We start from the raw sequence: 22440 nt of genomic DNA, 5'->3' as shown, positions 1-22440 counted from the left end.
CGAACTGATCCAGCCCGTCTGCAGACAGGAGATCGATCTCTTCGTCATCTATCGTCGCGGTCATCTTGTCGATAAGCGCGGGCCCTACGCCATGATTGCCTAGGCCCAAGATCTCGTCTACGCAACCCACCTCGAAATCCAATATCGGGCGGGAGCTGAGGCGGAAGTGATTCCGCTGGAGCCAACCAAAATAGAAGGACGATCCAAGCGCAAGCAATGCAATCACGGCGCTGACGGACGCGACGATGACTTCTGAGCTGGGCGCGGCTGGCGAGCAGGCGGCTGCGAGCATCTGGACAACTCCCCCTTTGCAGTGGCTGGGAGTATTTCACGCCGGACGCATTGCCTGCACGTCACGAAGTCAAGGCCAGCGAATGGACGAGGAATCCGTGCAAAATCCGTGCAGCTACCCAAAGAAAAAGGGTTCGCATTGCTGCGAACCCTTGAAAAATGGTGGCCGAGGACGGAATCGAACCGCCGACACGGGGATTTTCAATCCCCTGCTCTACCAACTGAGCTACTCGGCCACTTCATCGCTGCGTTGCCGCTGGCGAGGACGCGAATAATACGGAGGTCTACGAGGTTCGGCAAGCGTTTCGACAAAAAAATTTCACATTCGTTGCTGCGGCCTTGGCCTGGCGCGTTAAATGCTTGATCGCAGGCGTGGGCCGCGCATGAATTGCTGTTCATCAGCGCACGTGGTCGTACGCGTCACCGGGCATGGCGGCCAGCAGCACGATGCCCACGGCCATGAAGATGGCCGCCAGCAGCAACGACGCCTGGTAGCTGCCGCTGCTGCGGGCCAAGGTGCCGGCCAGCGCCGGCGCCAGGATCTGCGCCACCCCATAGCTGAGGGTGAGGTTGGCCATCGCCTTTGCCGGGTTGTGTGGATAGTGGCGGCCGACCACGGTGAGGGTGAGGCTGACGATGCCGGCGAAGGTGAGCCCGAACAGCAGCGCGCTGCCCAGTCCGGCGGCCAGACCAGTGTCCAGCAGCGGCAGCACGAATGAGGCGGCCTGCAGGGCGAAGGCCAGCATCAGGGCGCGGATCAGGCCGATGCGCGCGGCGATGCGGTCCCAGGCGAACGTGGATGGCACCGCCGCCAGTCCCACCAGCACCCACACCGCGCTGCCGTGGCCACGGAAGGCGGGGGTCTGTTCGAGAATGGCCACGATGAAGGTGGCGCTGACCACGAAGCCGACGCCGGCGCAGAAATAGGCCGCCACCAGCAGTTGGCGCCAGCGCCGGCTGGGCGGGGGCGGCGCTTGTGCGGCCTGTGCGGCAGAGGTCGGGGTGGGGGCCGGCATCCAGCACCAGGCGGGAAACAGGAAGAGCAGGCCGAGCAGGCCCAGCCAGCGCCATTGCGCGCTGGAGTCGGCGTGCCCGGCAAGCAGGCCGGTGGCCAGCCCGGAGACCACGATGCCCAGGCCCAGCCCCGCGAAGTGCAGGCCCAGGCGCGGGCGTTGCCGGTTGGCCAGCAGCCAGTTCAGCACCAGCCCGGAGGCCAGCAGCAGGCCGGCGGTGCTGGACAGACCCGCCACGAAGCGGAGCAAGCTCCACAGCCAGGGCTGCGTAGTGATCCCCATCAGCGTCGTGGCGGCAACCGCCAGCACCAGCCCAATCCGGTAGAAGCGGAATTTCTGCTGCATGTCGCCCACGCGCGCCGCCAGCAGGGTGCCGAGCAGGTAGCCCAGGTAGTTGAAGGTGGCCAGCCAGCCGCCCTGCGCCGCGCTGAGGCCGGCATCGACCCGCATCAGGGGCAGCAGCGGGGTGTAGGCGAAGCGGGCCAGCCCGACGGTGAGCACCAGCGCGCAGATGCCGGCGGCGATGACCTGCCAGGGTTTCCGTGCAGTGGAGGGGGCGAGGGAAGTGGACATGCGTGGAACCGGAAAGGGACGCGTCCATGGTCGATCAGGTGCGCGGCGGCTGTCTTTCGATAGAATGTCGAATCATGTCGATAAACCGCCAAGAAGGGCCCTCCACGCTTTCCGGGCCCTGGAAGGAAGTCCCGGTGCCGCCGCTGCGCGCGCTGCCTTGGCCGGTGATGGCGCGCAGCCAGGAGTTGGCCGCCGGCGAGCGTTTCCCGCCGCATGCGCATGACTGGAACCAGGTGGTGTTCGCCACCCACGGCGTGCTGCAGGTGACCGCGCGCAATGCGCGGCATGTGATCACCCCGCAGCAGGCGCTGTGGGTCCCTACCGGCATGGTCCATCACACCGGTGCTTTGAGTGCGGCTGCGTTCCGCAACCTGTATGTGGCCGATGATCCGGCGCTGGGCATGCCCGACCGGTGCGCGGTGCTGGACGTGTCGCCGCTGCTGCGCGAATTGATCGTGGAACTGGGGCAGGTGCGGCCGGAAGACGATGCGGGTTACTACGCGCATCTGAGCGCGCTGGTCATCACCCAGCTGCGCCGCCAGCGCCAGCATGTGCGCCACCTGCCGTGGCCGCAGGACGCGCGGCTGCAGCGCTGGTGCCAGGCACTGCACGACCAGCCCGGTGATGCGCGCGGCGTGGACGAGTGGGCACAGGTGCTGGGCGCGTCGCCGCGCACGCTGGCGCGGCATTTCGAGCGCGAGACCGGCATGAGCCTGCGCACGTGGCGCACGCGGCTGCGCCTGCTGCGCGCGATCGAGTGGCTGGCGCAGGGGCGTTCGCCGACGGTGATCGCGCATGAGCTGGGCTATGCGTCGGCCTCGGCGTTCAATTACATGTTCCGGGTCGAAATGGGCATGAGCCCGTTGCAATGGCGAAGGGCACGGCAACCGGGCTGAGCGCAGCGGCCGGTCCCCGGCAGGTGCCGGCGCGCCCGGGTGGGGGAGGGAAGACCCCGGCGCGCCGGCGGAACGGATCAGGCGCGTTCGGTCAATACGTCGACCAGGCTGTCCACATCGCGGGCGCCGTCGTAGCGCACCCCATTGATGAAAAGGCACGGGGTACCGTTGACGCCGCTGCGCACGCCGCCCATGAAGTCGCGTTCGATGCGATCATCGAACGCGCCGTTGTCGGCGGCCTGCAGCAACGCGGGGTCCACTCCAAGCTGCTTGGCGTAGGCCTGCAGGTCGCGCGCGCTCAATGCATCCTGGCGCTGGTAGAGCAGGTCATGCGCTTCCCAGAACAATCCCGCGTCTGCGGCCGCTTCGGCAAAACGCGCAGCCGGCAGCGCGTTCGGGTGGATTTCGGAAATGGGGAAGTTGCGGAACACAAAGCGCATCCGGTCGCCCAGTGCCTGCTGCACCGCTTTGAGCATGGGATACGCCTCGCCGCAGTACGGGCATTGGTAGTCGCCGTACTCGACCAGGGTGATGGGCGCATCGGCCGGACCCTGGCTGTGGTCCTGCGCGCTGACGGGAATCGACAGACCTTTCATGACGCTGCTCCTGCGGTGGAGGGAAGTTGCGCCAGCGCTTCCAGGATGCCGTCGGCGCCAGGATTGATGCCTAACGGGGAGATATAGCTCCAGCGCACGATGCCCTCGGCATCGATCACGAACAGCGCGCGTTCGCACACGCCGTCCTGTTCGCGGTACACGCCGTAGCGGCGGGCTACCTCGCCTTTTGGCTCGAAATCGGCCAGCAAGGGGAAGTGCAGGTGGCGTTGCTCGGCGAACGCGGCGTGGCACCACACTCCATCCACGGAGATGCCCACCAGCTGCGCGCCGCTGCGGTGGAACTCGGGCAGCAGCTGGTTGTACAGCGCCAGCTGGTCGCCGCAGACCGGGCTCCAGTCGGCGGGGTAGAACGCCAGGATCACCGGGTGGCCGCGCAGCTCGTCCAGGCTGACGCGCTGGTCCGGGGTGGCGGGCAACTGGAACGCGGGCGCGGGCGCGCCAATCGGCAATGAAATGCGGGATGCAGCGGACATGACAGCCTCCTGCTGGAACGAAACAGCGCGTGGATCAGCGGATGGGGCGGGTGCTTTCGAACAGGAACCAGCTGCGGCGCTCGGCCTCGTCGATCCAGTTCTCGATCAGGCTGGTGGTGGCCACGTCGTTGTGGGTGGTGCACACCCCATGGGTGGCCCGCAGGAAGCGGGTGAGCTGGCGGTTGTCGTCGGCCAGCTCGGCCAGCATGTCCTCGGGGGTCACGTAGTCCGCGTCGTTGTCGAGCAGGCGCTGGATGCGGTGGATCTGCCCGATCGAGCGCAGCGTGGTGCCGCCGACCTTGCGCGCCCGTTCGGCGATGGCATCGGTGGTGGCGAAGATCTGCTCGCCCTGCTCATCCAGCATCAGGTGGTAGTCGCGGAAGTGCGGGCCGGACAGGTGCCAGTGGAAGTTCTTGGTCTTCAGGTACAGCGCGAACACATCGGCCAGCAGCACGGTCAGGGCACCGGCGATGTCCTTGCCGGCCTGCAGGCTGAGGTCGGACGGCGTGCGCAGCGGGGCGGTCTGGCGGGACGGGGCGACAACATCGTGCATGGCGGCTCTCCGGTAGCGGGGGAAGGCGGCCCGGGCCGCAGGTGCTGCGGGGGAGCCGATGGATCCAGACTAGGCAGCGGGGGCCGGTGGGTACATTGCGCGATCGTTTCCCCGGCTCATACCTTGGTTTGGGCCACCTGCCGGCGCATCCCTCTTTGGGGGGATCTGCCGCCCCCGGGTGCGGGGGATACTGGGCTCACCCCGGCGCAGGTGACTGCGCCCCGCCAGGAGGCCAGACCGTGGTGCCCAGCTCGACTTCCACGCGCCCGCGCGCCGCCGCGGCGTCCACGTTGCGCGGCCGCACCGTGTTCCGCGCCGCTGCCGCGCTGCTCACGCTGGGGATCTTCCTGGTCGATGTGCTCACCACGCTGGAAGGTGCAGTAGCGGTGCTGTACGTGGTGGCGGTGCTGCTGGTGGCGCGCACCGGGCGCCGCGCCGACATCGTCATCACTGCCGTGGCCGGCATCGGGTTGACCCTCATCGCCTACCTGGATTCGCACGGGGTGAACCATGTGGGCGCGCAGACCTTCCGCGCGCTGGTCAGCCTCGCGGCGATCGTCATCACCGCGCTGCTGGCACTGCAGTACCAGGGCGCGATGCAGCGCCTGCGCGGGCAGGCAACGCTGCTGGACCTGTCACACGACATGATCTTCGTGCGTGACCGCAGCGGGGTGATCACGTTCTGGAACCGCACGGCCGCGCAGGTGTACGGTTGGTCGGCCGAGGAATCCATCGGCCGCGTGGCCGATGTCCTGCTGTCCACCCGCTATCCGCAGGCACGCGAGGCAGTGGAAGCCACCCTGCTGCAACTGGGCAGCTGGGAAGGCACGCTGGAGCAGCGCACCCGCGACGGCGCCTGGCGCGTGCTGGAAAGCCGCTGGGTGATCCAGCGCGATGGCCTGGGGCGCGCAACCGGCGTGATGGAAACCCACACCGACGTCACCGAGCGCCGCCGGGCCGAGGATGCCGCGCTGCGCGCGCAGGCCGAACTGGCGCACGCCACGCGCGTGGCCACGCTCGGTGAGCTGACGGCTTCACTGGCGCACGAGGTCAACCAGCCGCTGATGGCGGTGGTGACCAACGGCGAGGCCGGGCTGCGCTGGCTGCACCGCGACCCGCCGGACCTGCACGAAGTGGAGGCCGCCATCACCCGCACGGTGAGGGAAGCGCGCCGTGCCAGTGAGATCGTCAAACGCGTCCGCGCGTTCCTGGCCAAACGCAGCACGCCGCGCGAGCCGCTCGATGCCTCCCTGCTGATCGAAGACGCGGTGCGGCTGGTGCAGCACGAACTCAACCGTGAGGCAGTGCAGCTGCACGTGGCAGTGACCGCCGACCTTCCCGCCGTGCACGGTGATGCGGTGCAGCTTCAGCAGGTACTGGTGAACCTGCTGATCAACGCCAGCCAGGCCATGGCCGGGCAGGCCAACGCGCGGCAGCTGGTGGTGGAGGCGCAGCCCGGCGCACCCGGTGAAGTGGCCATCAGCATTGCCGACAGCGGCCCGGGCATCGACAGCGCGCACCTGGACACCCTGTTCCAACCCTTCTTCACCACCAAGCCGGACGGCATGGGCATGGGCCTGGCGATCTGCCGGTCCACCGCCGAAGCCCATGGCGGGCGGCTGTCGGTGGAGAGCGTACCCGGCCATGGCGCCACCTTCCGGCTGGTGCTGGCCACCCATCCCCCAGGAGCACGCGCCTGATGAGCCTACCCTCTCCGCCACTGGTCGTGGTGGTCGATGACGATGCCGCCGTGCGCGATGCGCTGGACAGCCTGCTGCGTTCGGTGGGGCTGCAGACCCGCGTGCTGGGCGCGCCTTCGGAGCTGCTGCAGGCGGTGCTGCCGGACGTGCCTGGCTGCATCGTGCTGGACGTGCGCCTGCCGGGCATCAGTGGGTTGGATCTGCAGGGCCAGTTGGCCGCGCAGGGCATCCACCTGCCCATCGTGTTCATGACCGGGCACGGCGACATTCCCATGACCGTGCGCGCGATGAAGGCTGGCGCGGTGGATTTCCTGGCCAAGCCGTTCCGCGACCAGGACATGCTGGATGCGGTCAGCGCCGCGATCGAGCGCGACACCCGCCGCCGCCAGGACATGGCCGCGCGCGGTTCGCTGGAAACGCGCTACGCCACCCTGACCCCGCGCGAGCGCGAGGTAATGGCGCACGTAGTGGCCGGGTTGATGAACAAGCAGGTGGCCGGCGTGCTGCACCTGAGCGAGATCACCGTGAAAATCCATCGCGGCAACGTGATGCGCAAGATGGGCGTGCGCTCGCTGGCCGACCTGGTACGGCACGCAGAGGCACTGGGCGTGGGCACCGGCACCGCCTGATCCGGCCGGCACAAACCTGTGTATGGTTCCGGCGCGCGGCCGGATCGGGCATAAAGGCTCCATGAAGCCGAGTTACCGCATTGCGATCGTCGATGACGACGACGGGGTCCGCCAGTCGTTGTCCAGCCTGGTGCGCTCGCTGGGCCACGAAGCGCGCACCTATGCCTCGGCGGCGGCGTTCCTGGCCGACGAAGGCGACGCACCCGACTGCCTGCTCACCGATATGCAGATGCCGCAGATGAGTGGGGACCAGCTGCAGGCCGAACTGCTGGCGCGCGGGTGCGCGTTTCCAATGATCTTCATGACCGCGTTTCCCACCGATGCGCTGCGCGCGCGGGTGATGGAGCGGGGCGGTCGCGCGTTCCTGGTCAAGCCGGTGGACGGCGAGGCGATGCTGCGCTGTATCGAGGAGGCGATCACCTCATGACCACTGCATCACGCGACCGCCGCTAGGGTGCAGGCATGCCCAAGAGGGCAGGCCACCACGAGCACGCACATGAACACCGAAAAGCAGCCCGGCAAGCAGCAGGGCGTTGACGAAGCCAAGCAGGACCGGAAGCAGGAAGATGCGGCCAAGGCCCGCCCGGGCCAGACCGATGAGAGCGTCCGTCAGTCCGAAAGCCGGCGCCCGCCGATCAAGGACAATCCGGACGCATGACACAATCGGCGTTCCGCTCCTGCAAAGGTGTCTACGCCGATGAAATGTTGGGTTGCCGGCTTGTTCTGGCTTGCTGTAACAGGGTTCAGCGTCCCGGCACAGGCGGCTGAACCGCCGGGCCCCGCGCCCCACGACCGCGCCGAGGCAGTGAAGGTCATTGCCGACCTGCGCAAGGTCGTGGCTGACAACGGGATCGAGCGGCTGCAGAAGGTCCGCATCGGCGGCATCGACCAGTGGGTCTCCATCCGCGGCAACGACCGCCGCAACCCGGTGCTGCTGATGCTGCACGGCGGGCCCGGTTGGGTGGCCATGCCCACCAGCTGGTATTTCCAGCGTGGTTGGGAGGAGTACTTCACGGTCGTGCAGTGGGACCAGCGCGGTGCAGGCAAGACCTACGCGGCCAATGACCCTGCGGTGGTCGCTCCGACCATGACCCGCGAACGGATGATCGCCGACAGCGAGGAAATGGTGGCCTGGCTGCGCAGGGAGTTCGGCAAGGAGCGGATCTTCGTGCTGGGTCAATCGTGGGGAAGTTACCTGGGTCTGGAGCTGGCCCAGCGCCGGCCCGGGTGGCTGCATGCCTACATCGGCATCGGGCAGATCTCCAATGCGCCGGAAAGCGAGCGCCGTGGTTTTGCGTGGACCCTGCAGCAGGCGCGGGAGGACGGCAACGCCGAAGCGGTGGCCGAGCTGGAAGCATTGGCGCCCTACGCACAGGGAAACCAACCCGTGCCGCTTGAGAAGCTGTTCAAGCAGCGGAAGTGGCTCAACCACTACGGCGGCATGGTGCACAACCGCAGGGGCGGCGATGCCGAGGCGGCCGCGATCAAGCTTTCGCCGGAGTACACCGACCATGACGTGGCCGAGGTGTGGAAGGGCAACGACTTCTCGATGCAGCACCTGCTCAGCGAGGTGCTGACCCTGGATATGACCACGGTTCGGGAACTGAAGGTTCCGGTGTTCCTGTTCGAAGGCCGGCACGACCACAACGTCTCGTCCGAGCTCGCGGCGGAGTGGCTCCAGGGCGTAAAGGCGCCGGCCAAGCAGCTGGTCTGGTTCGAGCAGTCCGCGCACGAAGTGATGATCGAAGAACCGGGCAAGACCCTGCTCACCCTCGTACAGCAGGTACGCCCGATCGCCGAGCGGGCAGGGGACGTCCCCGCTGAGACACCTTGACGGCAGCGCCACGCAAACGAAAAAGCCACCCGTCGGGTGGCTTTTTTGTTGCGCTGTCGTCCGAAGACGGCGGCTGGAATGTGGTGGAGCCAAGGAGGATCGAACTCCTGACCTCGTCATTGCGAACGACGCGCTCTCCCAGCTGAGCTATGGCCCCGGTGTGCTGCAACACGGCTTGGGAACCGCGATGCGATCAAGTGTAGCGCCGTGCACCCCGGGCTGCCAAGGCCCCGCACTGCATCTGCGAACCTGCATTGCTCAAGCCAGTGCCGCCGGCCGCGATCTTCGCAACCGGCGCCTTGTTCAACGAAGGGGGTCTCCGGCCTAAGGCCCGGCAGGGAAGTGCCGTTGGCGGCAGCACCCCTCTGAACTTGAGGAAATTGACCCCTTATCTGAACGAATGTCCGGCTTTGTGAAGATGCGCCCGGGAGACATTTCTTTTAAATCAATCGCTTAGGTAAAACGAAAGCACCAATGTTTTTGTCTTTTTTTACGTAAAGAGGACCACTTCGGTGCCGATAAGAACTGTGACGTATCTCTCAATCCAACCCCCACCTTCGAGTACCGACGATGACGACCCGTGCCGCCACCGTTTTCTCTACCTCCATCGGCGCGCGCCTGGCGCTGTTGATGGGCCTGATCACCACCGTTGCCTTCGTGGCGCTGGCGGTGCTGATCTACCGCCAGGCCGCAACCAGCTACCAGCAGCGTGTTGAAGCTGGCCTGCAGTCGTCCACCGAGTTGATGCGCGACTCGGTGGAACTGTACGACCGCAGCCTGAGCGACAGCACCCAGCGCATGGCCGGGATCTTCCGCGGCATGCTGCCCGCCGGCGATGTCAGCGTTGACGCGGCCAAGACCGTGACCGTGGGCGAACGGCAGACCCCGACCCTGCAGTTCGGCACCGAGGTGCTCAACCTGCAGGAGGCCACGGTGGACCGCTTTGCCGAAGCCACAGGCGGCGGCGTGGCCACGGTGTTCGTGCGCGATGGCGACGATTTCGTGCGCGTGTCCACCTCGGTGCGCAACGCCGAAGGCGCACGGGCCATGGGCACGGTGCTCGACCACGCCAGCCCGGCCTATGCCAAGGTCATCGCAGGTGAGGGGTACACCGGTCCGGTGCGGCTGTTCGGCGTGGATTACATGACCCACTACATGCCGATCAAGGATGCCGCCGGTCAGGTTGCCGCGATCGCTTTCGTAGGCCAGAACTACACCGAAGGCCTGGCGGCGCTGAAGGCGCGCCTGCGCGAATCCAAGCTGGGCAAGGAAGGTCACTTCCTGGCAGTCAACACCAAGGCCGGCGACCAGTTCGGTACGGTGATGGCGTCGTTCGCCGGCGAAGGCGAGCTCCTGTCCTCGCTGGTGGACCCGGCCGACCAGGCCACGCTGGAGGCACTGCTGGCCGGCAAGGCCAGCCAGGCAACGCTGCACCTGCGTACCGCCAAGGACGCCGCGCCGCAGACCTATTTCGTCAGCGCCCAGGCCTACGGCCCGTGGCAGTGGACGGTACTCGGCCTGGAACCGACCTCGGTGCTGCAGGCCGTGCTGCACAAGTTGATGCTGCAGATCGGCGTGGTGTCCGGCCTGGGCCTGCTCGCGGTGATCGTGGCGCTCATCGTCGTGGTCCGTCGCGTCATCAGCGCCCCCCTGGCGCAGGCCGGGCAGGTCGCGCGCGACGTCGCGGCGGGCCGCCTGGACCAGCGCATCGTGGTGCACAGCCAGGACGAGGTCGGCCGCCTGATGGGCGCGCTGCAGCAGATGCAGGCCAAGCTGCGCGAGATCATCCAGGCGCAGAACGAAATGAGCCAGCGGCATGCCGAAGGGGCGATCAGCCACCGCATCGATGCCAGCCGCTTCGAGGGCGAGTTCGGCACCATGGTGACCGGGACCAATGAACTGGTTGCCGCGCATATCGGGGTCAAGATGCGCATGGTGGACCTGGTGCGCCGCTACGCCGATGGCGACCTGTCCCAGCCGATGGAGCAGCTGCCGGGCGAAAAGGCGCGCATCACCGAGGCCGTGAACGGCGTGCGCGACCGCCTGCAGGCGATCAATGGCGAGATCAAGCACCTGGTGGCGGCGGCCGCCGCCGGCGACTTCAGCGTGCGCGGCAACGCCGAGGCCTACCAGTACGACTTCCGCGTGATGGTCGAAGGGCTCAACACCCTGATGGTCACGGCCGACCGCAACCTCAGCGCGCTGTCCGGGCTGCTGCGTGCGCTGGCCGAAGGCGACCTGCGCGGCCGTATCGAGGGTCAGTTCCAGGGCGTGTTCGCGACCATGCGCGACGATGCCAATGCCACCGTGGCACAGCTGACCCGTATCGTTGGTGGGATCCAGCAGGCGGCCGTGTCGGTCGCCACGGCGTCGGCGGAAATCGCCGCCGGCAACGACGACCTGTCCAAGCGCACCGAGCAGCAGGCCGCGAGCCTGGAAGAATCGGCCGCGTCGCTGGAAGAGCTGACCGCTGCCGTGAAGCAGAACGCCGACCATGCACGTCGCGCCGACCGCCTGGCGGCGGAGGCGGCCGAAGTGGCGGTGCAGGGCGGCAACGCGGTGGCGCAGGTGGTGGAGACCATGGGCGGCATCGAAGCGTCCTCGCGCCGCATCGCCGACATCACCACCGTCATCGATGGCATCGCGTTCCAGACCAACATCCTGGCGCTCAACGCCGCGGTGGAAGCGGCGCGCGCGGGTGAGGAAGGCCGTGGGTTTGCCGTGGTGGCCTCGGAAGTGCGCGCGCTGGCGCAGCGCTCGGCCAGTGCGGCCAAGGAGATCAAGGCGCTGATCGACGCGTCTGCGACCCAGGTGGCCGACGGCAGCGCATTGGCCAGCGAGGCGGGGCAGACCCTGCAGCGCGTGGTGGCATCGGTTGGGGAGCTGGGCGGGCTGATCGAAGAGATCGCCAACGCCAGCCAGGAACAGGCGGCAGGGATCGAGCAGGTCAACCAGAGCATCGTGCAGATGGATGGTGTGACCCAGCAGAATGCTGCCCTCGTCGAGGAGGCTTCGGCCGCTGCGCGTGCATTGAACGCGCAGTCGTCCGAGCTGCAGCAATCGGTCGGGCAGTTCCGCCTGGCCGACGCGCAGCCCGCGCGCAGGGAGCGCGTTGCGGCCTGATCGGATGCGGTGGCGTCTGCGATGGGGAGTCGCAGACGCCACCGCCGGATCAAATGGAACAGGTATGGCCGGGTCTGCAACGGATCCGGCATAATCCGCCGCACGAACTCCGGCGGCTCAGCCAGCACACCAGGGTAGGGAACGGAAGGCCGTCCCCCGCAGCGCCCTGAAACTCCTTTGCAACACGAACGCAATACCTTGCCGCATCGCCGCGCAAACGGCGGTGCCGTGGGTGTTCATCCGCGCGCCGCGTGCGCCACTTTGATCCGTAACACCCGAGACCCCTGAATGTCCGCCCATCGCACCACCACCGCTTCGGCCGCAACCGCTTCCATCCGCACCGCCCGGCAGCCGCGCCCCCACGCGCTGGCGCTGGCCTGCATGTCGCTGCTCGGGCTGAGCGGCGCCGCCGTGGCGCAGGACGCCAGCCCGACCTCGCTGGACGCCATCACCGTCACCGCCGACCACCGCGAGCGCAACCTGCAGGAAGTGCCGGTCTCGGTCGGCGTGGTCCAGGGCGAGCGCCTGCGCGACTACACCGCCGGCGGCGATGACACCCTGCTGGCCCTGAGTGGCCGGGTGCCGAGCTTCTACGCCGAGACCACCACCGGCCGCATCTTCCCGCGCTTCTACATCCGCGGCCTGGGCAACATCGACTTCTACCTGGGTGCGTCGCAGCCGGTGTCGATCATCCAGGATGACGTGGTGCTTGAGCACGTGGTGCTGAAGTCCAACCCGGTGTATGACGTGGACCAGATCGAAGTGCTGCGTGGCCCGCAGGGCACGTTGTTCGGCCGCAACACCACCGCCGGCATCGTCAAGTTCGACAGCATCAAGCCCAGCCAGGATTACAGCGGCCGCGTGCAGGCCAGCTACGGCAGCTACGGCAGCGTGTCGGTGGACGGCGGCTTCGGCGGCCCGATCAACGACATCGCCTCGTTCCGCGTGTCGGCGCTGTACCAGCACCGCGACGACTACGTGGACAACACCTACACCGGCCCCAGCGCCGATGGCACGGTGTCCCCGAAGAAGAACGCCATGGGCGGCTTCGACGACCGCAACGTGCGTGCCCAGCTGCTGCTGCAGCCCAGCGATGCGTTCTCGCTGCTGGCCTCGGCGCACGCCCGCGATTACGAAGGCACCTCGACCCTGTTCCTGCGCAACGCGATCACCAAGGGCTCCAACACCACCGACGCGCCGCGCGACCAGGTGGCCTACGACGAAGCCGACAACAACCCGCAGGCGTACAAGACCTACGGCGGCTCGGTCAAAGCCGTGTACGACTTCGGCAACATTTCGCTGACCTCGATCACCGCCTACGAGACCACCTCCGGCTACAGCCGCGGTGACACCGACGGTGGCGCGGCGGCCAACTTCCCGGTCAACGGCGTGCCCAACGGATATGGCCAGTCGATGGGGCAGATCCGCGACCTGGACCAGTGGACCCAGGAAGTGCGCCTGGCCAATGCCGATGACAACCGCCTGAAGTGGCAGGTGGGCGCGTTCTACTTCGATGGCCGCGACACCACCGATTTCTACCAGCGCGCCTGGTTCCTGCAGGGCGCCGCGCGCAATCCGAACAACTGGGTGCGCCTGCGCAACACCAATACCTCGTGGGCCGGCTTCGGCCAGGTCAGCTATGACGTGACCGACAAGTTCACCCTGACCGCCGGCCTGCGCCAGACCCGCGACGAGAAGCGTACCCGGCTGCTGAAGACCGCTGATACGGCCGCCGGGGTGGTCACCTACCGTGGCCGTACCGACGTGGAAATGGCCGACACCACCCCGAGTTGGGACGTGAGCGCGATGTACGCGTTCAACCCGCAGGTGAGCGTGTACGCCAAGGTGGCGCGTGGCTTCCGCGGCCCGACCATCCAAGGCCGTTCGGCGGTGTTCAACGCGGACTTCACCACCGCCGATTCGGAAACCATCCTGTCCTGGGAAGCGGGCGTGAAGAGCAGCCTGTGGGACAACCGCCTGCGCATGAACGCCACCGCCTTCACCTACGTGGTCAACGACATCCAGCTCAACGGCAACGATTCCAACGGCAACGGCGTGCTGTTCAATGCCGACAAGGCCAAGGCGTACGGCCTGGAAGCGGACATGGAGCTGCGCCCGATCCCGAACCTGAGCCTGAGCGCCGGCGTGAGCCTGCTGCACAGCGAAATCCAGGATGACCGCGTGTATGCGCAGGTCTGCGCGCTGAACGGTGCGGTGGTGTGCACCGTGAATGACCCGACCATCAAGGTGGGCGCCAACACGTTCGCCCAGATCAACGGCAACCCGCTGCCGAACGCGCCGAAGTACAACCTGAACTTCGCTGCGCGCTACGACTTCCCGGTCAACGACAGCGACGTGTTCTTCGTGTCCACCGACTGGAACAAGCAGGGCCATACCAGCTTCGTGCTGTATGACTCGGCCGAGTTCAATTCCAAGGGCAGCTTCGAAGGTGGCCTGAAGCTGGGTTACTCGGGTAACTACGGGGCGTGGGAAGCGGCGCTGTTCGCGCGCAACATCACCAACGAGAAGAACCTCAAGGGCGTGATCGAGAACTACATGGCGGCGGTGTACAACGAACCGCGCGTTGTGGGCGTCTCGTTGAACCTCAACTGGTAAGCGGTTGAAAAAAAGGCCCCGCGCGAGCGGGGCCTTTTCGCTGCGGTATCAGCCTGCGGCGGGCAACAAGGGCGCCAGCACCGGCTCCAGCACCGCCTGCCGCCATCCCGCCAGGGCCTGCGGCCACGTGCGGCTTTCCAGATAACTCTCCAGGTGCTTGCGCGAAGCCAGCACGCCATCGGGCAGGCCGAGCTCGGCGGTACGTGCGCTCACCGCGTCCTGCAGCCGCTTCAACGCCTGCTTGTTGGCATCGTTGGCCGGCAGCGCCAGCGGCGCCTCGGCCTCATCGTGCAGCGGCGTTTCCAGGGCTTCCCAGACCTGCGCGGCCAGCTTGCGCGGGGCTTTGGGGAAGCCTTCCATCAGCTTGCCCAGTGCGCCGGCATCGGCCGGCGGCGTACGTGCCAGCAGCGCGGCCAGTTCGTTGTCCAGGATCCAGCTGCGCGGCTTGTCGCTTGCCCGTGCCTGCACGTCACGCCAGCGCAGCAGGCGCAACAGACGGCGCTGCGCGGGCGCATCCATGAACTGCGCCGAGCGCATCGCCACGTGCGGCCAGCGCTCTTCGTCCTGCTCGACACTGGCCAGCAGGCGCTCGGCATCGTCCTGCAGCCACTGGCGGCGGTCCAGCTCGCCCAGCCTCGCATCCACCGCATCGTGGATCGCGAACAGGTACTCCACGTCGTCGGCGGCGTACTCCAGCTGCGAATCCGTCAGCGGGCGGCGCATCCAGTCCGAGCGGGTCTCGCCCTTGGCCAGGGTCACCCCGGTGATGGCGGTGACCAGCTTCTGGTAGCCCATCCCACCGCCGATGCCGGCCAGCGACGCGCCGATCTGGGTGTCGAACAGCGGCCGCGGCAGCACGCCGCAGGCCACCTTGAAGGTGACCAGGTCTTCGCTGGCGCTGTGCATCACCTTCAGGATCGACGTATCGGCCAGCCACGGCGCCAGCGCCTCGGTCATGCCCGGAATCAACGGGTCGATGATCAGGATTTCATCGCCGACCGCCATCTGCACCAGCGCCAGTTGCGGCCAATAGGTGCGTTCACGGATGAATTCGGTGTCCAGCCCGATGCGGGTGGGGCGCTGGCGGTAGCGCTCGTCCAGTTCCGCCGGGGTTTTGATCCAATAGGCCACGTAGGGATTCCATCTACTGCAGGTTTGCTCAGGTGAGGGAGAATAGCCTAACGTCGAGGCCGTCCCGCCGAAGGAACCCGAATTGCGTACTCCAGGCCCTGTCCCGCTGTTGCTGGCCGTGCTGCTGCTGGCCACGACCGCCTGCTCGCCCGACGCGCCACCACCACGCCCGGCGGCGGCGCGCGCGCCCGAGCCGGCCAAACGGGTCGAGCCTTTGCCCGGGCAGGTGACCATCGGCGGTGAGGATGAAGCGGAGACCGAACAGCGCTGGCAGCCGCCGGCGGTGGTCATTGCCGACGACGGCGTGGCACAGGCGCGCCGCGACGCAGCCAAGGCCTTCGACGAGGGGCGGTTGTACGCCACCGCCGCCGATGCCATTCCGATCTGGCTGGCGTTGCGCCAGCGCGACGCCAACGACCGCCAGGCCCAGGCCGGACTCACCCGTGCCCGCCAGCAGCTGCTGAAGGACGCCGCGGAGCTGCTGCAGCGGCCGCTGCAGCAGCGCGAGGCACTGGCGCAGGCCGGTGAGATTGCCTTGGTGCTGCTGGCCCTGGCCCCGGATGACCCGAAGGTGCGCCAGCTGCAGTCGCGCGTGGAGCTGGCCCAGCGGGTGGTGGCGTACAACCGCGCCGGCGAGGAGGACCTGCGCGCCGACCGCATTGGTGAAGACGGCGACGGTGCCATTCCCAACTTCCGCGAGGCGCTGGCGCTGCAGCCGGACGAGCCGCGGGCCCGGCAGGGCCTGGCCGCCGCCGAAAGCGCGCTGATCCGCCGCGCCGAAGCCGCTGCCCGCAGCGCCGATTTCGCTGCCGCCGGCACCTGGCTGGCCGAAGCGGCCAAGGTGCGCGATTCGGCACCCACCATTGCCGATGCGTTCGAGCGGATCGAGGCGATCCGCGCCGCCACGCTGGTGCGCCTGCGCGACGACGGCCTGCGCGACCTGGCCAGCCCGCAGGGGCTCAAGGCAGCGCGGCAGAAGCTGGAAGACGCGCTGCGCATCGCGATGCCCGGCGACCCGGTGGTGGGCCAGCTGCGCGAACGCATCGAACTGGCCACCCACTACGGCAGTTTCCGCCCGCGCCAGGTGTTCAGCGATGCGCTGCGCGATGGCGGGCGTGGCCCGCAGATGATCGTGGTGCCGCATGGCGGCTTCCAGATGGGCGCCGGCGACGCGGAACCGGGCGCCAGCGATGCGGAAAAGCCCTCGCACTACGTGCGCTTCGACCGCGGCTTCGCCATGGCGATCACCGAAGTGACCGTGGCCGATTACCGCCGCTACGTGCAGGCCAGCAACGCCCGGCCGCGCGCCACCCGGCGTGGCCATTCGATCATCTACGACGAACGCAGCGGCAACTTCACCCGCAGCAGCGGGGTGGACTGGCGCTCGGGCTACGACGGCACCCCGGCCATCGCCAATTCGCCGGTGATGCACGTGAGCGTGCGTGATGCCGAGCACTACGCGATGTGGCTGTCCGAACAGACCGGGCGTTCCTACCGGCTGCCCAGCGAGGCCGAATTCGAGTACGCGCTGCGTGCCGGCACCAGTGGCCGCTACCCGTGGGGCAACGAGGGTACGCCGCCGCCGCTGTCGGGCAACTTCACCGGCGGCGAAGACGTATCGCCTTCCGGCCGGCGCTGGTTCAATGCCTTCGTCGGCTATGGCGATGGCTGGTGGGGGCCGGCCCCGGTGGCCACCTTCGAACCCAATGCCTGGGGCCTGCACGACATGGCCGGCAATCTCAGCGAATGGGTGGCCGACTGCTGGCACGCCAGCTACCGCCGGGCCCCGGCCGATGGCGTGGCCTGGTTCAACCCGGGCTGCCGGCAGCGGGTGATCCGCGGCGGCAACTGGGCCAATGCCCCCGAACAGACCCGCGCGGCCTGGCGGCAATCACAGGATTCGGACACGACCAGCGCCAGGATCGGGTTCCGCCTGGTTCGAGGTATCTGATACGTCGGCTTGGCGCTAGGATTGCCCCCAATGCCGGCACGGCGTGCCGGCCCCCATCAGGAACCAGGACGATGAGCAGCAATCCCTATGGCGGTCAGCAGCAACGAGCACGCCGCCCCGGGCTGTTCGGCAACATCCGCTGGTGGGTGCTGCTGGCGTTCGCCGGCTATGCCGCCTTCTACTGGTTCTCCAACCGCAGCGTAGACCCGTACACCGGCGAAAACGTGCTGATCGACAGTTCGCTCGATGCCGACCAGGAAAAGGCGCTCGGCCTGCAGGCCTACCAGCAGATCCTGGCCGAGGAGCGCCCGCTGGATCCCAACGCGCAGATATCGCGCGACGTGCGCGCGATCGCCGAACGGCTGATTCGGAAAGTGGACGTGGTGGAAACCGCGCTGGCCGAAGAGCACGGCCTGAAGCCGGCGCACTTCTCGCGCGACTTCGAATGGGAAGTCAATGTGATCCAGTCCGACCAGGCCAATGCGTTCTGCCTGCCGGGCGGCAAGATGGCGGTCTACACCGGGCTGGTGCCGGTGGCACAGACCCAGGATGCGATGGCAGTGGTGATGGGCCATGAAATCGCCCACGCACTGCTCCGCCATGGCGCCCAGCGCATGGCCCAGCAGAAGCTCACCCAGATCGGCCAGATGGCCGGTGCCGCCAGCGGCATGGATCCGCAGCAGCAACAGATGGTGATGTCGGCGATGGGCTACGGCTACCTGCTGCCGTACGCGCGCAGCCACGAAACCCAGGCCGATGAAGTGGGCCTGATGCTGGCGGCGGCGGCGTGCTTCGACCCGCGCGAAGCGGTGCCGCTGTGGGAGCGCATGGGCCAGGCCAGCGGCGGCCAGGCGCCGCCGGAATTCTCGTCCACGCATCCCAACCCGGGCACCCGCATCCAGAACCTGCAGGCGCTGATGCCCAAGGCCATGGAATACCGCCAGCGCTACTGCGAATCTGCAGGCGCCACGGCGACGCAATAACGTGGGCGAAACGCGTGTGCGGCCTGCTTGGACACGCATGGCGTGTCCCTACAAGGCTTACCCGCGGGTGTCTTTTACCACCACATCGATTACCCCGTCCTGCACCTGGGCCTTCAATGTATCGCCGGGCGAAACATCCAACGGCGACCGCACCAGGCGCCCATCCTGCTCACGGGTCAGGATGGCGTAGCCGCGCGCGACCGTGGCCAATGGGCTCACCGCTTCCATCGAACGCGCCAACGCACGCAGGCGCAACGTATCGCGCTGCAGCTGCCGCGCCATCGCCGCCTCCGCGCGTGGCTGCACCCGCAACAGGCGCTGTTTCAGTGCATCCAGCTGGCGTTGCGGGTGGCCATTGCGCAGCACCACCGCCGCGTGCCGCAGCCGCGCCAGGCGGCGCTCATGCTGCTGCTGCCACGCGCCGGCCAGGCGCCGGGCCAGATCCTGCTGCCGACGCTGCAGCAGCTGCAGCCGGTTCTGCGGGCTCTGTGCGTTCAGCCGCAGCAGGGCGCGGTCGGCACGCTGCATGGCCTGGCCCAACCCATGCCGCTGCAGCTGCACCAGCCGCGCGGCGAACCGGCGCAGGCGCAGTTGCAGGTCGCGCTGGTCCGGTACCAGCAGTTCGGCGGCCACCGACGGCGTGGGCGCGCGCAGGTCGGCGGCAAAGTCGGCCAGGCTGAAGTCGGTTTCGTGGCCCACCGCCGACACCACCGGGGTATGGCTCGCCGCGATGGCACGCGCCAGTTGTTCGTCGTTGAAGGCCCACAGGTCTTCCATCGAGCCGCCGCCGCGGGTGAGCAGGATCACGTCATAACGGCCGCTGGCGTCGGCGCTGCGCAGCAGCGCGGTGATCTGCGCAGCGGCACTGTCACCCTGCACCAGGCTGGGCAGCAGGTCCACTTCCAGCAGCGGGAAGCGGCGCTCCAGCACGCTGAGCACATCGCGCACGGCTGCGCCGGTGGGCGAGGTGATCACCGCCAGCCGGCGCATATGGGCGGGCAGGGCACGCTTGCGTTCGGCGGCGAACAGGCCTTCCGCTTCCAGCCGTGCCTTGAGCTGTTCGTAGGCGCGGCGCAGTGCGCCTTCGCCGGCTTCTTCCATGTGGTCGAGCACCATCTGGTACTCACCGCGCGCTTCGTACAGGGTCAGCCTTCCGCGCGCGAGCACGCGCATGCCTTCGCGCGGCACGAATTTCAGCCACTGGCTCTTGGGCTTGAACAATGCCGCGCGGATCTGCGCGCGCGCGTCCTTCAACGTGAAGTACATATGGCCCGAGGCCGGGCGGGTCACGCTGCCCAGCTCGGCTTCCACCCACACCATCGGGAACGTGCCTTCCAGCAGGTCGCGGGCCAGGATGTTGAGCTGGCTGGGCGTGAGGATCTGCGCGCTACGGTCCATGGACGGTCAAACAGTACGAACGGGTGCCCATGGTCGCATGCCGGGGCAAGGTGCGTGTGTGCGGCGCTCAGCCGCCGTTGTCGAGCCGGGCGTGCTGCTGCAGTGCCCACTGCACGTGTTCGCGTACCAGCGCGGAGTCATGGCTGGCGCGCGCGTGCAGCGCGGCCAGCGTGTCCGGGTGGCCTGGCGCATTGCCCAGTGCCACCGCGATGTTGCGCAGCCAGCGCTCATGCCCGCTGCGGCGGATCGGGCTGCCTTCGGTACGGCGCAGGAATTCTTCTTCCTCCCACGCGAACAGTTCGGCCAGCGTGGCGGTATCGAGCGCGTTGCGGGCGCGGAAATCCGGCTCGTCGGTGCGCCGCGCGAACTTGTTCCAGGGGCACACCAGCTGGCAGTCGTCACAGCCGTAGATGCGGTTGCCCATCAGCGGGCGCATGTCTTCGGGAATGGCGCCATCGTGTTCGATGGTGAGGTACGAAATGCAGCGCCGCGCATCCAGCCGCTGCGGGCCGATGATGGCCTGGGTGGGGCAGACATCGATGCAGCGGGTGCAGGTGCCGCAGTGCGCGCTGGCCGGCGCATTCACCGGCAACGGCAGGTCGATGTAGATTTCGCCCAGGAAGAACCACGAACCGCCCTGGCGGTCGATCAGGCAGGTGTGCTTGCCGATCCAGCCCAGCCCGGCGTTGCGTGCCAGCGCACGCTCCAGCACCGGCGCCGAATCGACGAACACGCGGTACCCGAACGTGCCGATCTCCGCGGCCAGCGCATCGGCGAATTTCTGCAGGCGGTTGCGCATCAGCTTGTGGTAATCGCGGCCCAACGCATACCGCGCCACGTAGGCGCGGTTGCCGTCATGCAGCGTGTTCCAGGCCTCGGTGTCGTCCTTGTGGCCGTAATCCATGCCCACTGAAATCACCCGCACGGTGCCGGGCAGCAGTTCGGCCGGGCGCGCGCGCAGCGTGCCGTGGCGTGCCATCCAGTCCATGGTGCCGTACAGGCCCTGGCCCAGCCAGTCGGCCAGGTGCGCTTCGTCGTCGGCCAGGTCGATGCCGGACACGCCGCAGCGCTGGAAGCCATGCTGCCGCGCAAGCGCGCGCACCCGTTCGGCGGCACGGGCCAGGTCGAGCGGGGCGGGCAGGGGAACAGCGGACATGCAGCAAGTATAGAATCCCGGCATGCACGAACTCGATGAACTGTTCGATGTCGCCGCCGCGCGCCGTCTCGATGCCCAGGCCAGCGCGCTGCTGGGCGATGGCGGCGCGGGGCTGATGGAGCAGGCCGGCACGGCCGCCTGGCACTGCCTGCTTGAGCGCTGGCCGCAGGCGCAGCGGCTGTGCGTGGCGGCCGGTGCGGGCAACAACGGCGGCGATGGCTACGTGCTGGCGCGGCTGGCCCGCCAGGCCGGGCGCCAGGTGCAGGTGCTGCGGCTGGCCGATGCCGGCGCGCGGACGGAACTGGCTGAACGGGCCCGCGCGGCGTATCTGGCGGTGGGCGGGCCGGAAACCATCTTCGCAGGGGAATTGCCTGCCGCTGACATCGTGGTCGATGCACTGTTCGGCATCGGCCTGAACCGCGCGCCGAACGGCGATGCGGCACGCCTGATCGCGGCGATCATCGACAGCGGGCTGCCCGTGCTTTCGCTGGATGTGCCCAGTGGCGTGGACGCGCGTACCGGCGCGGTGCCCGGTGTTGCGGTGCGCGCCACGATCACCCTGCAGTTCATCGTCCGTCACCAGGGCCTGTACACCGCAGATGCGCTGGAATACATCGGTGGCCGCCGGCTGGCACCGCTGTCGCTGCCCGACGGTTCGCAGCGGGGCATCGCTCCGGCAGCGTGCCTGTGGCTGCCTTCCCGGCTGCCCACGCAGCTGGCGCCGCGCCGTGCCAACACGCACAAAGGCGAATCCGGCCATGTGCTGTGCGTGGGCGGCAACGCCGGCAGTGGGGGCGCGGTGATGCTGGCCGCAGAATCGGCGCTGCGCGCTGGCGCCGGGCTGGTCAGCGTGGCCACCCAGGCGCAGCACATCGCGCCGCTGCTGGCGCGCCTGCCCGAAGTCATGGCCCACCCGGTGCAGGAGGCGCAGGACCTGCAGGCGCTGCTGCCGCGCGCGAAAGTGATCGCGATCGGTCCCGGGCTGGGCCAGGACGACTGGGCCCACGAGCTGTGGCGGCAGGTGCTGGCCAGCGGCAAACCGCTGGTGATCGATGCCGATGCGTTGAACCTGCTGGCCGCCACGCCACGGACGCTGCACGACGCGATTCTCACCCCGCACCCGGGCGAGGCGGCGCGGCTGCTGGGTACCGACACCGCCCAGGTACAGGCCGACCGTTTCGCCGCCGCTGCGGCACTGGCCGCGCGTTTCAATGCCGTAGTGGTGCTCAAAGGCGCCGGCACGATCGTGGCCACACCGCATCAACGCCCACGGGTGATCGCCGCCGGCAACCCGGGCATGGCGGTGGGTGGGATGGGCGACCTGCTCACCGGCATCATTGCCGCACTGCGCGCGCAGGGGCTGGACGCGTTCGACGCGGCCAGCAGCGGTGCGCTGCTGCACAGCCTGGCCGGCGATGACGCGGCCAGCGAAGGCCAGCGTGGCCTGCTCCCCACCGACCTGCTGGTGCCGCTGCGCCGGCGGGTGAACCCGGAACCGTGACG

The 22440-nt window shown here is 68.1% G+C and carries 19 protein-coding genes and 2 tRNA genes; 11 read left to right on the top strand and 10 right to left on the bottom strand.

Annotated features, from left to right (window positions below; all coding sequences use genetic code 11):
• The 3 genes from KVS69_RS02600 to KVS69_RS02590 form a co-directional block, all read right to left on the bottom strand.
• Positions 1-292: hypothetical protein (locus KVS69_RS02600; RefSeq protein WP_217536470.1), on the bottom strand; the 292-nt coding region annotated here is incomplete at its 3' end.
• 159 nt (positions 293-451) lie between these two features.
• Positions 452-527: transfer RNA gene (locus KVS69_RS02595), tRNA-Phe, on the bottom strand.
• A gap of 162 nt (positions 528-689) precedes the next feature.
• Complete coding sequence (locus KVS69_RS02590) at positions 690-1877, bottom strand: YbfB/YjiJ family MFS transporter (RefSeq protein ID WP_217536453.1); 1188 nt, start codon at positions 1875-1877, stop codon at positions 690-692.
• A gap of 134 nt (positions 1878-2011) precedes the next feature.
• On the opposite strand from KVS69_RS02590, the gene KVS69_RS02585 reads away from it, so the two are divergent.
• The gene (locus KVS69_RS02585) at positions 2012-2773 is read left to right on the top strand and encodes a helix-turn-helix transcriptional regulator (RefSeq protein ID WP_345776787.1); all 762 of its coding nucleotides are present in this window, start codon (positions 2012-2014) and stop codon (positions 2771-2773) included.
• Between the two features lie 77 nt (positions 2774-2850).
• Here the strand turns inward: KVS69_RS02585 and KVS69_RS02580 are convergent, their stop codons facing one another.
• The 3 genes from KVS69_RS02580 to KVS69_RS02570 are packed head-to-tail and all read right to left on the bottom strand — an operon-like array spanning position 2851 to position 4416.
• The gene (locus KVS69_RS02580; RefSeq protein ID WP_068853308.1) at positions 2851-3369 is read right to left on the bottom strand and encodes a DsbA family protein; all 519 of its coding nucleotides are present in this window, start codon (positions 3367-3369) and stop codon (positions 2851-2853) included.
• Positions 3366-3863 carry a peroxiredoxin gene (locus tag KVS69_RS02575; protein ID WP_217536435.1) on the bottom strand — a complete coding sequence of 166 codons (498 nt, stop codon included), beginning with the start codon at positions 3861-3863 and terminating at the stop codon, positions 3366-3368. Before KVS69_RS02575 ends, KVS69_RS02580 begins: the two co-directional genes overlap by 4 nt.
• 34 nt (positions 3864-3897) lie before the next feature.
• Entirely contained in the window at positions 3898-4416 is a 519-nt protein-coding gene (locus tag KVS69_RS02570) for a DNA starvation/stationary phase protection protein (protein WP_068853304.1), read from the bottom strand.
• Between the two features lie 242 nt (positions 4417-4658).
• Between KVS69_RS02570 and KVS69_RS02565 the strand changes: the two genes are divergently transcribed.
• The 5 genes from KVS69_RS02565 to KVS69_RS02545 all read left to right on the top strand — a co-directional run bounded on the left by KVS69_RS02565 (position 4659) and on the right by KVS69_RS02545 (position 8579).
• Positions 4659-6116: a PAS domain-containing sensor histidine kinase gene (locus KVS69_RS02565; RefSeq protein ID WP_217536432.1), complete on the top strand. Its 1458-nt coding sequence runs from the start codon at positions 4659-4661 to the stop codon at positions 6114-6116.
• A complete protein-coding gene (locus KVS69_RS02560; protein ID WP_095362840.1) occupies positions 6116-6745 on the top strand; it encodes a response regulator in 630 nt (209 codons plus the stop codon). Before KVS69_RS02565 ends, KVS69_RS02560 begins: the two co-directional genes overlap by 1 nt.
• A gap of 61 nt (positions 6746-6806) precedes the next feature.
• Positions 6807-7172 carry a response regulator gene (locus tag KVS69_RS02555; RefSeq protein ID WP_093536337.1) on the top strand — a complete coding sequence of 122 codons (366 nt, stop codon included), beginning with the start codon at positions 6807-6809 and terminating at the stop codon, positions 7170-7172.
• Between the two features lie 69 nt (positions 7173-7241).
• The gene (locus KVS69_RS02550; protein WP_167693303.1) at positions 7242-7403 is read left to right on the top strand and encodes a hypothetical protein; all 162 of its coding nucleotides are present in this window, start codon (positions 7242-7244) and stop codon (positions 7401-7403) included.
• A 39-nt stretch (positions 7404-7442) separates the two neighbouring features.
• Positions 7443-8579 (top strand): alpha/beta hydrolase, encoded by a 1137-nt coding sequence (locus tag KVS69_RS02545; protein WP_217536429.1) that lies wholly within the window; start codon positions 7443-7445, stop codon positions 8577-8579.
• 81 nt (positions 8580-8660) lie between these two features.
• Here the strand turns inward: KVS69_RS02545 and KVS69_RS02540 are convergent.
• Positions 8661-8736, bottom strand: a tRNA-Ala gene (locus KVS69_RS02540).
• 413 nt (positions 8737-9149) lie between these two features.
• Between KVS69_RS02540 and KVS69_RS02535 the strand changes: the two genes are divergently transcribed.
• Positions 9150-11702, top strand: a complete 2553-nt coding sequence (locus KVS69_RS02535; protein WP_217536426.1) for a Cache 3/Cache 2 fusion domain-containing protein — start codon at positions 9150-9152, stop codon at positions 11700-11702.
• A gap of 381 nt (positions 11703-12083) precedes the next feature.
• On the top strand, positions 12084-14318 hold the full coding sequence (locus KVS69_RS02530) for a TonB-dependent receptor (RefSeq protein WP_254621993.1): 2235 nt from the start codon (positions 12084-12086) through the stop codon (positions 14316-14318).
• A 48-nt stretch (positions 14319-14366) separates the two neighbouring features.
• On the opposite strand, the gene rnd is transcribed toward KVS69_RS02530, so the two are convergent.
• Positions 14367-15449: a ribonuclease D gene (rnd, locus tag KVS69_RS02525; protein ID WP_217536420.1), complete on the bottom strand. Its 1083-nt coding sequence runs from the start codon at positions 15447-15449 to the stop codon at positions 14367-14369.
• 214 nt (positions 15450-15663) lie between these two features.
• Between rnd and KVS69_RS02520 the strand changes: the two genes are divergently transcribed.
• Complete coding sequence (locus tag KVS69_RS02520) at positions 15664-17400, top strand: formylglycine-generating enzyme family protein (RefSeq protein ID WP_254621991.1); 1737 nt, start codon at positions 15664-15666, stop codon at positions 17398-17400.
• A 71-nt stretch (positions 17401-17471) separates the two neighbouring features.
• The gene (locus tag KVS69_RS02515; protein ID WP_217536417.1) at positions 17472-18383 is read left to right on the top strand and encodes a M48 family metallopeptidase; all 912 of its coding nucleotides are present in this window, start codon (positions 17472-17474) and stop codon (positions 18381-18383) included.
• 57 nt (positions 18384-18440) lie between these two features.
• On the opposite strand, the gene xseA is transcribed toward KVS69_RS02515, so the two are convergent.
• Together xseA and queG are read right to left on the bottom strand one after the other, a co-directional pair.
• A complete protein-coding gene (gene xseA / locus KVS69_RS02510) occupies positions 18441-19781 on the bottom strand; it encodes an exodeoxyribonuclease VII large subunit (protein ID WP_217536414.1) in 1341 nt (446 codons plus the stop codon).
• 67 nt (positions 19782-19848) lie between these two features.
• Positions 19849-20937 (bottom strand): tRNA epoxyqueuosine(34) reductase QueG, encoded by a 1089-nt coding sequence (queG, locus tag KVS69_RS02505; protein ID WP_217536412.1) that lies wholly within the window; start codon positions 20935-20937, stop codon positions 19849-19851.
• A 22-nt stretch (positions 20938-20959) separates the two neighbouring features.
• On the opposite strand from queG, the gene KVS69_RS02500 reads away from it, so the two are divergent.
• Positions 20960-22438 carry an NAD(P)H-hydrate dehydratase gene (locus KVS69_RS02500; protein WP_217536408.1) on the top strand — a complete coding sequence of 493 codons (1479 nt, stop codon included), beginning with the start codon at positions 20960-20962 and terminating at the stop codon, positions 22436-22438.
• The last annotated feature ends 2 nt before the right edge of the window (positions 22439-22440 follow it).

This window comes from Stenotrophomonas sp. GbtcB23, from assembly GCF_019091045.1.
GTDB lineage: Bacteria > Pseudomonadota > Gammaproteobacteria > Xanthomonadales > Xanthomonadaceae > Stenotrophomonas > Stenotrophomonas rhizophila_A.
The sequence above is the reverse complement of the archived record's forward strand: the minus strand, read 5'-3'. Positions and strand labels throughout refer to the sequence as shown.